Below are 12,304 nucleotides of genomic sequence, written 5' to 3' on the forward strand. Positions count from 1 at the left end.
GGATAATAATGAAAAAAATTGTGGAGAAAAAATGGGATTATACAAGTCATGCAAAGTTTTATGAGTATAGACCAAATTATGCACCAAGTGCAATTGCTATGCTTACTGAATATGTAAAATATCATTGTAAGAAACAACAGATAAAAGTAGCTGACATAGGGGCTGGGACAGGTAATTTAAGTCTTATGTTGCTTGAAAATGGCTGTCAGGTTGTGGGAGTTGAGCCAAATGATGCAATGCGGGAGATAGGTATTGAGAGGACTAAAGCAAAAAGTGAAAATATTACATGGGTTCGTGCTACGGGTATTGAAACAACCTTAGACTCTGAAAGTTTTGATTGGGTAAGTTTTGGAAGTAGCTTTAATGTAATGGATAGACATCTTGCATTACTTGAGACTTATAGAATTTTAAGAGATGAGGGCATCTTTTCTTGTATGTGGAATCATAGAGATCTAGAGGATCCCATCCAAAAACTCGTAGAAGAGATAATTTTATCTTTTATCCCACATTATACGCGTGGAGTAAGAAGAGAAGAGCAACGCAGTATTATTGAAGAACATCAGCATCTTTTTGGTGATATTTTATTTATTGAACAAGACTTTTCTTTTCATCAAACACTAGAAAATTATATATCAGCATGGAAGAGTGTAAAAAATCCTTATTGGGATTTGCAAACAGAAGAGGGGAGAGCTTTATTTGAGAAAATCACTCAAAAGATGACAAAAGAACTTCCCAGTGAGTTTGATATTAAATATACAACAAGATGTTGGAGTGCAAAGAAAATAAAAAATGGGAAATAATCAGATATCTTTTGAAACCAAGGCAAGGAATTTACAAAAGCTAATTCCACTTCTAAAAAATGCAGAAATTTTACCTCTATTGATTTTGGAGGTTAAAGAAGTTTTTGAAGCCAAAACAATTGAAAAAATACAGAGTGTCTTTAAGGATCAAAAAGTTATTATCAGGAGTTCTTCATTTTCTGAAGATTGTAAGGAAAATTCCAATGCAGGTGCATTTTTAAGTCTTATAAATATTGAAAGTAATGATACTAAAGCCCTATTATCCGCATTGCATGAAGTAGCAGATAGGCTTGATGCTAAAGATGAAATTTTAATTCAGCCAATGCTAGAAGAGATCACTCAATGTGGTGTGGCTTTCAGTGTGGATAAAGATAATCTTTCGCCTTATTTTTGCATTCAATATGATGAGAGTGGTTCAAATAGTTCTGTAACTGATGGCAGTTCTACTCAGCTTTTAACTCTTACGCATTTTCGTGATGCTCCACTTCCCTCTGATAAAAAATTAAGACAGATTATTGTATTGCTATTAGAACTAGAAGAAATTTTTAATTATAAAGCTTTAGATATTGAGTTTGCTTATTCTAAGAATGATGATGAGGAAAAACTCTTTTTATTGCAAGTAAGACCTTTGGTAGTAGCAAAGAAGCAAGATTTTTCCTCTCTTATCACTCAAAAGATGCTAACAAGACTGGCTAAAAGATTTAATTCATTGCAGTTTTGTCATAGTGATGTTTTGGGTTCAAAGACTATTTTTGGGGTAATGCCTGACTGGAATCCAGCAGAAATTATAGGACTTAGGCCAAAAAGATTGGCGTTGAGTCTCTATAAGGAGATTGTTACTGATAATATTTGGGCATACCAGAGAGATAACTACGGCTATAGAAAATTAAGATCGCATCCTTTGATGCATTCATTTTGTGGAATCCCTTATATTGATGTGCGATTATCTTTTAATTCCTTTATTCCTAAGAAATTATCAAAAAATATCGCACAAAAGCTTGTGGAATATTATATGGATTGCTTGATATCTAAACCTTATTTGCATGATAAGATTGAATTTGATATTGTGTTTTCTTGTTATGATTTTAGTATCCAAGATCGTTTAAATAAGTTATTAAACTATGGTTTCACTCCAGAAGAGATTTCAGAAATTAAAAACACACTTTTAGAAATTACTAACAATATCATACATCCCAAAAATGGCCTATATTTAAAGGATTTAGCAAAGATTGATTTGTTAAAAGATATTTTCTTAGATATTTCAAGAAGTCATCTTTCATGCATTGATAAAATTTATTGGCTCATAGAAAATTGTAAGCGGTATGGGACCTTGCCTTTTGCAGGGATTGCAAGGGCTGGCTTTGTGGCGATGCAGCTTTTAAATTCTCTAGTAGACATTGGTTTTTTTAGTAAAGAAGAAAGAATGAGCTTTTTAAATTCTTTAAATACCAAAGCCAAGCAACTTGGGAGGGATATTGCAAATCTTACCCTAGAGAATAAAGAAAAATTTTTAGAAGAATACGGCCATCTAAGGGCAGGAACTTATAATATTCTCTCTCCAAGATATGATGAGGACTTTGACTTTTATTTTAATTTAGGAGAAGAGATTAAAGATCCTATCTTGCATGAATTTGAGTTAGATGATAAGAGGTTGGAACAGCTAGAAAAATTATTAAATGAAAGAGGGATTGCTATAGATGCAAACAACTTTCTACTTTTTATAAGAAGAGCAATTGAGGGAAGAGAGTTTGCAAAGTTTGAATTTAGTAAATTACTATCACAAGCTATCAAGCTTATTGCAGAACTTGGGGGGTATTATCAAATTGGCATAGAGGATATGGCACATGTGGATATCAAAGTAATATTAGATTTATATGCTTCTTTTTATTCACAAAATCCAAGGGATAGAATCCTATCAGAGATAGAAAATAATAAAGTGGAATATCAGCATACCTTGGCGATCAAATTACCATCGCTATTATGCAGGCAAGAAGATATTTTTTCTTTTTTATCGCGAGGCAGTAATCCTAATTTTATTACGCAAAAAGTTGTGTCTGCACCTGTTGCAACAGAGAAAGATAAAGATTTTCAAGGAAAAATAGTTTTAATTTATGCAGCAGATCCAGGATATGATTATTTATTTTCTAAGGATATAGCTGGGTTTATTACATGTTATGGAGGTGCAAACTCTCATATGGCTATCAGAGCTTCAGAACTCTCCATCCCTGCTGTTATTGGTGTTGGGGAAGAAATCTTTAAAAAATGCCTCCAAGTTAAGCAAATTTGTATTGATTGTGAAAGTGAGCAAATTTTATTTCTATGAAAAAGATGATAGGGATTTCTCAACGATTGATTGAACATGCAGAATATAAAGAGATTAGAGAGGCTCTTGCAATAGATTGGGGAGTTTTCTTTAGAAACAAAACCAATTTTATTCCCTTGGCTTTAAGCATAGAGATAGATTTTCTTGAGTATGTCCCATATCTAAGTGGTGTGATTTTAAGTGGGGGCAATGATCTTTTTTGTTTAAATCCTGATCAATTATCTAAGATGAGGGATGATTATGAAAGGCAAATCATTGAGATTTGTCTTCAAAGACATATTCCTTTGCTTGGAGTTTGTAGGGGAGCACAAATCATTGCCAAATATTTTTGTGGAGATTTTAATCAGACATCAACGCACACTAAAGAGCATCTAATTACTTTTCTTAAAAAACAATATAAAGTAAATTCTTATCATAATTATGCAATTACTTCTCTTGAGAATTTTGAAATATTAGCCCAAGCAGAAGATGGAAGTATTGAAGCTTTTTGTAGTCACTCACATCCTATTTTTGGCATGTTGTGGCATATGGAGCGCGAGAAAGAAATGTCATATCCTTCACAAATGATGTGGAAGAAATTTTTAGAAGCTATAGAAAAAGGATTTTGATGAGAGCATTGATTTTAGCAGCTGGGATGGGTAGTCGATTGATGCCTTTGACAAGCAGTATTCCAAAGTGTATGGTGCCTTATAAAGATAAGCCTTTGATTGATTATCTGCTTGAAGTTTTTGCAAAAGAAAAAAGAATCCATCAAATTGCGCTTGTTGGGGGATATCAATTTGATGTTTTGCAAAACTATACAAAGCATAGGATTCAAAGGTTTTATGAGAATAAGAATTTTAATACTACCAACATGGTTTATACTTTATTTTGTGCAAGAAGTTTTTTAGAAGAATGTATCAAAGAAAAAGAAGATCTTATAATCAGTTATGCAGACATTGTTTTTACTTTAGAGACTTTGCAAAAAATTTGTGAATCTAAAGGAGAAGTTAGTTTAGCTGTAAATACAAAATGGAGGGAGCTTTGGAATAAAAGATTTATAAATCCTTTAGATGATGCAGAAACTTTAAAAATACATCATGGAAAGATTATTGAAATTGGCAAGAAAGCAAGTAGCTATGATGAGATACAAGGCCAATATATGGGGATTTTTAGGGTTTCATTTAATTTCTTAGATAAGATGATTATGCTTTATGATGCATTGGATAAAAAAGCCCTTTATGATGGGAAAGATTTTAATAATATGTTTATGACAAGTTTTTTGCAAAAGATTATTGATTGTTATGCAAATATTGAACCTCTTTATATAAATGGAGGATGGTTTGAGATTGATAGCATGGAGGATTTAAAATTAGAATATGATTGAAGAAAAATTACTTTTTCAAGTAGTGGAAGTTGCAATAAAAGCGGGTAGAGAGATCATGTCATTTTATGGCAGTAATGTTTTTGAATATAAAGAGGATTTAAGCCCTGTTACACAAGCAGATAAGGTAGCAAATGAGGTTATTATCAAGGAATTGGGGAAGTTTAGTCATGATCCCATTTGTTCTGAAGAATCTATTTTGCCATATGAAAAGAGAAGCCAATTAGAGAGCTACTGGCTTGTAGATCCATTGGATGGAACCAAGGATTTTTTGGCACAAAATGGAAGTTTTGCGGTAAATATTGCTTTAATTCATCATAATAGACCTATTTTAGGGGTGATATATGCTCCTAGTAAAGATATTGCTTATATTGGGCTAAAACAATATGGAGCCTATAAGATTAAAGAGTGCCAAAAAAAGAATATTGAGAGGTTGCAAAATACTAAAATAGCACTACCAGAAGCAATGGATTTAAAATTTATTGCTTGTGGTTCTATCCATCATGATTCCCAAGATACCAAAGACTTTTTTCAATATTATGGGCTAGAAATGCTAAAGATAGGGAGTGCATTAAAATTTTGTGCACTAGCAGAGGGTAGTGCAGATCTTTATCCAAGATTTGTAGGAACCAAAGAATGGGATGTAGCTGCTGGAGATATTATCTTGCAGGAAGCAGGGGGAATGATCTTAGATGCTACAACAAAACAACCTCTAGAATATAATAAAAAAAGCTTGAAAAATAATAACTTTATTGCATTTGGGAAAAGAGTTTTAGATGGCAATGAAGAGCTACTAGAGAGGATTTATACAGATTTCAAGGGAAATTTAGGTTTTTTTTGTTAGAGTAGCCCAGTGAAGAGTAAGCATTAGGATTGTATATGAATTTTAGTTTTCCACTAGATTATAAAATGATTTCAAGAAAGAAGCGTTCTTTAAAAAAGGGGCTCATAGAAAAATCTTCAAAACAAGAATGCTTAGAAAAAAATATTGCAATTTTAGGGGGATCTAGCACAGCAGAAATTAAAGACTTTTTGGAGATTTTTTTATTAAGCCTAGGAATCAAAGCTAATTTTTATGAGTCTGATTACAATAGGTATTATGAAGATGCACTTTTTGGGACAGAATTATTAGAAAATTTTAAGCCAGATTTGATTTATATACATACAAGCATTGTGAATCTAAAAGCACCATCAAATTATGCAAAAGATGGCACTAAGGCTTTGCAAGAAGTTTTAGAAAAATTTGAGAGTATATGGAAAGCTTTAGAGCGATTTAATTGCGGAATTATTCAAAATAATTTTGAATTGCCTATGACTAGATTATTTGGTAATTTTGATGCCCTGCAAGGTAGAGTAAGACTTGTTAGAGAGTTAAATACCTTGCTAGCTGAAAGGATTTCAAAGTCATCTAAGATATATCTTCATGATATTGCTTATCTAAGCTCAATGATGGGGCTAGATAGATATTTTGATAAAAGTTTATATTATCAAGCAAAATATGCAATGAGTATGGAGGGAATGATAGAGCTATCTTTTAGCCTTGCTCATCTGATTGCAGCAATCTTTGGAAAGAGTAAAAAAGGATTGGTGCTTGATTTGGACAATACTCTTTGGGGAGGAGTGATTGGTGATGATGGAATTAATGGAATTGTGATAGGTGATGAAAGTTCCCTAGGGGAAGCATATAGCGCTTTTCAAGAATATATTCTTGAATTAAAGCAAAGAGGAGTAATTTTATCTGTATGTTCAAAGAATGAAGTGAGTAATGCTAAGGAGGGATTGGCACATCCAAGAAGTATTTTAAAATTTGATGACTTTGCTTGCTTTATGGCAAATTGGGAAATGAAATCTCTAAATATTAAGCAGATCGCACAAACTCTAAATATAGGCGAGGATAGCTTAGTATTTATTGATGATAACCCTGTTGAAAGAGAAGTAGTAAGGACAAATCTTCCTCTTGTAAGCGTTCCTGATGTTGGGGATAATGTAGTAGATTTTATTACACATATTGATCGGAATTATTTTTTTGAGACTATCCAATTTTCACAAGATGATGCGCTTAGGGGTGAATATTATTTGCAAAATATGCAGCGTCAAAAAGAAGTAAGTAACTTTTCATCCTATGAGGATTTTTTGAAATCTTTACAAATGCAAGCAGAGATTTTAGAGTTTAGTCCTATCTATTTGGAGAGAATTACTCAACTTATCAATAAAACCAATCAGTTTAATTGCACAACAAAGCGCTATGATTTTGCGGCTGTGGAGTCAATGAGTAAGAATCAAGATTACATCACACTTTATGGGAGATTGATTGATAAGTATGGTGATAATGGATTGATTGCCATTAGTATAGGGAGAATTGAATCAGAGATTTGTCATTTGGATTTGTGGCTTATGAGTTGTAGGGTTTTGAAGCGAAATATGGAATATGCAATGCTAGATGAATTTGTTGCTCTAGCAAAAAAGAAGGGGGTGAAAAAATTACGAGGATATTATATAAAGAGTGCAAAAAATCAGATGGTTTCCAAGCTCTATGAGGATTTTGGTTTTTCTCTTGTTGAAAAGATTGATGATGATAGTATTTGGGAGCTTGAAATTACAAATTACCAAAATAAAAATTTTATTATAGGAGTAAATGATGCAAACAAATGAAATTAAAGAAAGATTACAAGAAATTTTTAGAGATATTTTTGATGATGAAAATTTGGAGATTAGCGAAGCCACTACAGCAAATGATATCGAGGAGTGGGATTCTTTAATGCATATTAGCTTAGTAAGTAGTATTGAAAAAGAGTTTAAAATAAGATTTGCATTAGGAGAATTACAAGATCTTAAAAATGTGGGTGATATGATTGCTCTTATTGAGGCAAAGGTATGATTGAACATTTTTTTAAGATAATAGAAGAAAAACACCCCATCCATTCAAAACATCTTAAATCCCTTACATTTTCACAAAAGGATATAAGAGATTTTGAGAAGTTATTATCCTATTATCAAGAGAAGATGGGACTAGATATTAAAGAGCAAGCAGAGTGCTATTTAATGTTTTTAAATAAGAATTTAGAGGAAACAAAATTTTTTCTAGAGAATCATCGCTACCGCTATAGCACTTTTGAGGAAGTAAAAGATCAGGTTTATTTCAATGAAAGCTATATGCAAAAATATATGATAGGTTTATCCATTTCTTCCTACACTTGGAGTGCTCATATTAACACTAGAGTTTTTTTTACCAATTATTTAGAAAAGATGCAATCTTTGTTAGATGCAAAATATCTTGAGGTGGGTCCTGGTCATGGAGAATATTTTTTAAAAGCAATTGAAGCAGGAATTTTTGATACCCATACTGGTATTGATATCTCACCAACAAGCTGTAGAATGACACGAGATATTATAGATTTTAACTTCAAAGATCATGTGAAAGCAAATTTTATATGTGGGGATTTTTTGACATTTGAGTCTCAAGAAAAATATGACTTGATCGTGATGGGAGAAGTGCTAGAGCATGTAGAAAAGCCTAAAGAATTTTTAAAAAAAGCTGGTAGTTTATTAAAAGATACAGGGGGGGGGGGGAAGACTTTTTGTGACAATACCTATTAATGCTCCTGATATTGATCATATTTTCCTATTTTCATCACCAGATGATATACATCAGGTAGTTAAGCAATCAGGACTTAAGATAGTAGAAGAGGCATATTTTGCTGCAAATAATTATGATTTAAAAAAGGCATTAGAAAGAAAATTTCCAGTTTTAATGGTTGGAATATTGGAGAAAAATGAAAGAATATAGGATTGAAGATTTATTTATCGGTATGCAAGAAAGCTTTGAAGTAGTATTAGAGGAAAAACATATGAATTTATTTGCAGAGATTTCTGGAGATACAAACCCTCTGCATACCCAGGTAGAATATGCAAAGAGTCAAGGATTTGTAGACAAAGTGACTTATGGATTGCTGACAACTAGTTTTTATTCTAGGCTTGCAGGAATGTATTTACCGGGTAAATATTGCTTATTGCATGGGATTTAAGTTATTGGTATGTGGTGAGGTAAGCTATATCAATGAAGCTTAGAAACAGGTAGAATTAAAGGCTTGTATTTTTAGAGAAGAAGTAGGGGGGGGGGAATAAGGTTTCAAAAGCAAAAATTAAATTAGGTGTATTGTGAGATGGATAGAGATATAGTTTTAGTTTTAGGAGCAAGTTCTGATATTGGGAGAGATCTGATAGAAGATCTTAAGAAAGAGGCATTGGTAATTGCACATTTTAATACAGGGGTTATAAAAGAAGAAGATGGGATCATCCCCTTGCATTGTGAATTAGGGAATGTGGAATCTATAGAGAATTTTATCTGTAAGATTTTAGAGATTGGTATTCCTAATAAAATTGTTTTTCTGGCTTCTCCTAAGATTGAAAATATAAGATTTAAGGATTTTGATTTGGATTTATTCCATTCTCATTTTAATATTGGTTTGAGATCTATTTTTATGATTTTAAAAGAGCTTTTGCCTAAGATGATTAAAAATAAAGAAAAAAGAAAAAAAGTTGTCTTTATGCTCTCAAGCTGTGTTGTAGGTATGCCACCCATGGCATTAAGTGTTTATGTAAGTTTAAAATATGCAATCTTAGGATTGATGCGATCCCTTGTTAGTGAATATAGGAATTATAATATCCAATTTAATGCACTCTCACCCTCAATGATAGAAACTAAATTCTTAGAAGGTATAGATTCTAGAATTGTTGAGCTCAATGCAATCAACCATCCTTTAAAAAGGAATGCAAAGACTAAAGATGTTATTCCAGTGATTAAAATGCTTCTAGGAGAAGAAAGCGATTATATCAATGGGGTGAATATTCCTATCACTGGAGGGGAAAATTTCTAATGATTTTTAGCTCTCTTGAATTTATGTTTGTCTTTTTGCCTATTGTTTTTGGGATATATTATCTCTGTAATTATAAAAATTGCTTTAGAGCCTCTAGGATTTTTTTGGTTCTAGCAAGCTTGTTTTTTTATTCTTATTGGAATGTTGTTTATTTGCCACTCTTATTAGGATCCATTTTATTTAACTACACAGTTTCTATTTTCATATGCAGGTTTAGAAAAATATCAAAAATCCTCTTTATATTTGCCTTGATTGTGAATATTGGATTGCTTTGTTATTTTAAATATATGGACTTTTTTATAGAGAATCTCAATTTTGTCTTTGGGACAAATTTTAATTTGTTGCATATCATTCTTCCACTTGGAATTTCTTTTTTTACAATCACTCAAATTGCATATTTGGTAGATTGTTATGAGGGCTTAGTTGAAGAGCGCAATCTAGTGAATTACACATTGTTTGTAACTTTCTTTCCACATCTTATTGCTGGACCCATTCTTCACCATAAGCAAATGATGCCACAGTTTGCAGATAATAAGAAAAAAAGACTAAATTTTGAAAATATTGCAAAGGGAATCTTTATCTTTTCTCTGGGATTATTTAAAAAAGTCATCATTGCTGATACATTCTCACAATGGGCTAATGCGGGATTTAATATAGTAGATAATGGTGGAGTATTAAACTTTTTTGAAGCTTGGGTAACTCTTTTATCTTATGCCCTTCAGCTTTATTTTGATTTTAGTGGTTATTGTGATATGGCAATTGGACTAGGGTTATTATTTAATATCAATTTACCAGTTAATTTTAATTCCCCTTTTAAGGCAACCAACATCATTGATTTTTGGAAGAGATGGCATATCTCTTTAACCAATTTTATTACAACCTATATTTATACACCCATTATTAGAACCTTTAGGAAAGCTAGTTTTGGTGTAATTTTATATTCTACATTTGTTACTTTTGTGATTGCAGGTGTTTGGCATGGATCTGGATGGAACTTCTTTATTTTTGGCTGTATTCATGGAATTGCTTTAGTAATTAATCATTTTTGGCAAAAAAGGATAAAAATTAAAATGCTTAAGCCCTTAGGATGGTTGCTTATGATGTTTACCATTCTTATTGCTTGGGTATTTTTTAGAGCGGAAAGTTTTCAGGGTGCATTAAACTTATTGCGCTCTTTATTGGGGATTTCTTGGGTAAGTCTTCCTGAAGGAAAACATCTCATTCCCTCTTTATTGCGTAACATCAATGGAAGTGAATTTACTATAGCAATGCTAATCATAGGATTTATGATGTGCCTATGCTTTAAAAATAGCATTGAAAAAATGCAAGCATTAAAGACTGATTTAAAAACAGCTCTTTTTACAGCCTTTTTGCTTGCAGTTGGAATCTTGGGCTGTGTTGGGGTGAGATATCAAGAATTCATTTATTTTAATTTTTAGGTTTGATAATGCAAAACTATAAAAGATTTAGTATTTTTGTGTTAGGTCTTAGCGGTATCTTTATAGGGATAGTATGCTTTTGGCTTTTTCTCTATGATCCCCTGCAGGTTTTTCATAAGCCCTATTTTAGAAAGACTACTTTTTCTAAAGATATGCGTCTACAAGATAAAGGGATTATCAAGCATTATGATTTTGATTCTTTTATTATTGGAGATTCGGCAACTCAAAATATTCCTGCAATGTATACACAATATAAACTTGGAGATAAGTGGGTAAATATCACACCCGTAGGATCAGGGTTTTATGAAAAATACATCATATTGAAGTATCTCTTTGTAACAAAAGAGCCAAAAAATATAATCTATGGACTTAATGTCAGCTTGGCCAAAGAGGGGCAAGATGATGTGAGAAGCTACAGCTTTTTATATGATAAAAATCCATTTAATGATATAAAGGTTTATTTGAATCGAAAATTTATTGGCTGTGCTCTTGTATTTTCTAAATCAAAAAAATGTGTAGGTTATGAGGATTTGGAGAATCTTACTCACTGGATGGATGATCCTCATACTCTAACAAGGCTAGGACAATATAACAACTGGTTTGCTAATGAGGCTGAAAGACAGGAAGAGATTGCTAGATTAAAGCGAGTGCGAAATAAGACCTTTAGCTTTACTTCTAAGAATTTTAATGTGGAATCTTTTAAACAACATGTGCAAGATTATATTTTTTCTTTAGTAAAAGAGCATCCTCAAACAAAATTTTATTTTTTAATACCAATTTACCCCACTTATTTTTACAAAACCAGTAAAGAGGAATATATAACTAAATATTTTCAGATTTTAAAATGGTTTGTAGATGAGAGTGAAAAGTATACTAATGTTGTAATTTATGGTTTAAGTGATTTAGATTATGTAGATGACCTTTCAAACTACAAAGATCATGTGCACTATAGTATGGAAGCAAATGTAATGCAAATTGATAGTATCGCAGAGCATAAGCACATTATCAATACAAAAAATATAGATTCATTTCTCAAAACCATAGAAGATAAAACCAATCAATATAATGTCCAGCCATTGATAGATATTTTAATGGGCAAGAATTAGGTAGATTTGAGATAAAAAACTATGGCGTTGTACTTTGTTTTAAGAAGAGATAAATCGCTTCAATTTCTTCGCCAGTAAGGTGATATTTTGGCATTACGCTTTTATCTTGCAGAGTTTTAATTTTAAAGGTTTGAAAATCAAGCTTTGTAATATCAGGTCCTCTTAATACCTTTTGTTTCCCTTTCTCTTTATAAATTGCAATTATTTTTCCCTCTCCTTTTTTTCCATGACATTGGATGCATCCAATACCTCTTGGATTCTTGTAGAGCTCTTGACCATATTCTTCAGTTGTGATAAAACTCTCATCTTTACTATACATAAAAATACATAGCATCAACACTAGCCAAGCCTGTTTCATACCCACCCTTTTATGTGCTTTTTAATTTGTTTGTATTA

General features: G+C 32.0%; 14 protein-coding genes. 13 read left to right on the forward strand and 1 reads right to left on the reverse strand.

Annotated features, from left to right (window positions below; all coding sequences use genetic code 11):
• The first annotated feature begins 8 nt into the window (after positions 1-8).
• The 13 genes from C6H31_RS02420 to C6H31_RS02475 all read left to right on the forward strand — a co-directional run bounded on the left by C6H31_RS02420 (position 9) and on the right by C6H31_RS02475 (position 11,908).
• Positions 9-800 carry a class I SAM-dependent methyltransferase gene (locus C6H31_RS02420; protein ID WP_104697209.1) on the forward strand — a complete coding sequence of 264 codons (792 nt, stop codon included), beginning with the start codon at positions 9-11 and terminating at the stop codon, positions 798-800.
• Positions 790-3,123: a PEP-utilizing enzyme gene (locus tag C6H31_RS02425; protein WP_104697210.1), complete on the forward strand. Its 2,334-nt coding sequence runs from the start codon at positions 790-792 to the stop codon at positions 3,121-3,123. Before C6H31_RS02420 ends, C6H31_RS02425 begins: the two co-directional genes overlap by 11 nt.
• Entirely contained in the window at positions 3,120-3,731 is a 612-nt protein-coding gene (locus C6H31_RS02430) for a gamma-glutamyl-CDP-amidate hydrolase (RefSeq protein ID WP_104697211.1), read from the forward strand. Before C6H31_RS02425 ends, C6H31_RS02430 begins: the two co-directional genes overlap by 4 nt.
• Positions 3,731-4,489 (forward strand): phosphocholine cytidylyltransferase family protein, encoded by a 759-nt coding sequence (locus C6H31_RS02435; RefSeq protein ID WP_104697212.1) that lies wholly within the window; start codon positions 3,731-3,733, stop codon positions 4,487-4,489. The genes C6H31_RS02430 and C6H31_RS02435 overlap by 1 nt, the downstream gene beginning before the upstream one ends.
• Positions 4,482-5,330: a 3'(2'),5'-bisphosphate nucleotidase CysQ family protein gene (locus C6H31_RS02440; RefSeq protein ID WP_104697213.1), complete on the forward strand. Its 849-nt coding sequence runs from the start codon at positions 4,482-4,484 to the stop codon at positions 5,328-5,330. The genes C6H31_RS02435 and C6H31_RS02440 overlap by 8 nt, the downstream gene beginning before the upstream one ends.
• 35 nt (positions 5,331-5,365) lie before the next feature.
• Entirely contained in the window at positions 5,366-7,138 is a 1,773-nt protein-coding gene (locus C6H31_RS02445; protein WP_104697214.1) for an HAD-IIIC family phosphatase, read from the forward strand.
• Complete coding sequence (locus C6H31_RS02450) at positions 7,125-7,364, forward strand: acyl carrier protein (protein WP_104697215.1); 240 nt, start codon at positions 7,125-7,127, stop codon at positions 7,362-7,364. The genes C6H31_RS02445 and C6H31_RS02450 overlap by 14 nt, the downstream gene beginning before the upstream one ends.
• Positions 7,361-8,083 (forward strand): class I SAM-dependent methyltransferase, encoded by a 723-nt coding sequence (locus tag C6H31_RS02455; protein WP_233712804.1) that lies wholly within the window; start codon positions 7,361-7,363, stop codon positions 8,081-8,083. The genes C6H31_RS02450 and C6H31_RS02455 overlap by 4 nt, the downstream gene beginning before the upstream one ends.
• On the forward strand, positions 8,067-8,273 hold the full coding sequence (locus tag C6H31_RS07170; protein ID WP_233712805.1) for a hypothetical protein: 207 nt from the start codon (positions 8,067-8,069) through the stop codon (positions 8,271-8,273). Before C6H31_RS02455 ends, C6H31_RS07170 begins: the two co-directional genes overlap by 17 nt.
• A complete protein-coding gene (locus C6H31_RS02460) occupies positions 8,260-8,511 on the forward strand; it encodes a MaoC/PaaZ C-terminal domain-containing protein (protein WP_104697216.1) in 252 nt (83 codons plus the stop codon). The genes C6H31_RS07170 and C6H31_RS02460 overlap by 14 nt, the downstream gene beginning before the upstream one ends.
• A 138-nt stretch (positions 8,512-8,649) precedes the next feature.
• Positions 8,650-9,363 carry an SDR family NAD(P)-dependent oxidoreductase gene (locus tag C6H31_RS02465; RefSeq protein ID WP_104697217.1) on the forward strand — a complete coding sequence of 238 codons (714 nt, stop codon included), beginning with the start codon at positions 8,650-8,652 and terminating at the stop codon, positions 9,361-9,363.
• A gap of 104 nt (positions 9,364-9,467) precedes the next feature.
• A complete protein-coding gene (locus C6H31_RS02470; protein ID WP_233712806.1) occupies positions 9,468-10,802 on the forward strand; it encodes an MBOAT family O-acyltransferase in 1,335 nt (444 codons plus the stop codon).
• An 8-nt stretch (positions 10,803-10,810) separates the two neighbouring features.
• Complete coding sequence (locus C6H31_RS02475; protein ID WP_104697219.1) at positions 10,811-11,908, forward strand: hypothetical protein; 1,098 nt, start codon at positions 10,811-10,813, stop codon at positions 11,906-11,908.
• 19 nt (positions 11,909-11,927) lie between these two features.
• Here the strand turns inward: C6H31_RS02475 and C6H31_RS02480 are convergent, their stop codons facing one another.
• Complete coding sequence (locus C6H31_RS02480; protein WP_158654701.1) at positions 11,928-12,266, reverse strand: c-type cytochrome; 339 nt, start codon at positions 12,264-12,266, stop codon at positions 11,928-11,930.
• Positions 12,267-12,304 lie beyond the last annotated feature (38 nt).

It is taken from the genome of Helicobacter sp. 'house sparrow 1' (assembly GCF_900199585.1).
In the GTDB taxonomy this organism is placed as follows: Bacteria; Campylobacterota; Campylobacteria; order Campylobacterales; family Helicobacteraceae; genus Helicobacter_H.

Bases quoted from the DNA above. Each gene is read 5' to 3' on its own strand.
- C6H31_RS02435 (WP_104697212.1), top strand. From the start codon at position 3,731: ATGAGAGCATTGATTTTAGCAGCTGGGATGGGTAGTCGATTGATGCCT.
- C6H31_RS02430 (WP_104697211.1), top strand. From the start codon at position 3,120: ATGAAAAAGATGATAGGGATTTCTCAACGATTGATTGAACATGCAGAA.
- C6H31_RS02450 (WP_104697215.1), top strand. From the start codon at position 7,125: ATGCAAACAAATGAAATTAAAGAAAGATTACAAGAAATTTTTAGAGAT.
- C6H31_RS02425 (WP_104697210.1), top strand. From the start codon at position 790: ATGGGAAATAATCAGATATCTTTTGAAACCAAGGCAAGGAATTTACAA.
- C6H31_RS02445 (WP_104697214.1), top strand. From the start codon at position 5,366: ATGAATTTTAGTTTTCCACTAGATTATAAAATGATTTCAAGAAAGAAG.
- C6H31_RS02480 (WP_158654701.1), bottom strand. From the start codon at position 12,266: ATGAAACAGGCTTGGCTAGTGTTGATGCTATGTATTTTTATGTATAGT.
- C6H31_RS02455 (WP_233712804.1), top strand. From the start codon at position 7,361: ATGATTGAACATTTTTTTAAGATAATAGAAGAAAAACACCCCATCCAT.
- C6H31_RS02475 (WP_104697219.1), top strand. From the start codon at position 10,811: ATGCAAAACTATAAAAGATTTAGTATTTTTGTGTTAGGTCTTAGCGGT.
- C6H31_RS02420 (WP_104697209.1), top strand. From the start codon at position 9: ATGAAAAAAATTGTGGAGAAAAAATGGGATTATACAAGTCATGCAAAG.
- C6H31_RS02465 (WP_104697217.1), top strand. From the start codon at position 8,650: ATGGATAGAGATATAGTTTTAGTTTTAGGAGCAAGTTCTGATATTGGG.
- C6H31_RS02460 (WP_104697216.1), top strand. From the start codon at position 8,260: ATGAAAGAATATAGGATTGAAGATTTATTTATCGGTATGCAAGAAAGC.
- C6H31_RS02440 (WP_104697213.1), top strand. From the start codon at position 4,482: ATGATTGAAGAAAAATTACTTTTTCAAGTAGTGGAAGTTGCAATAAAA.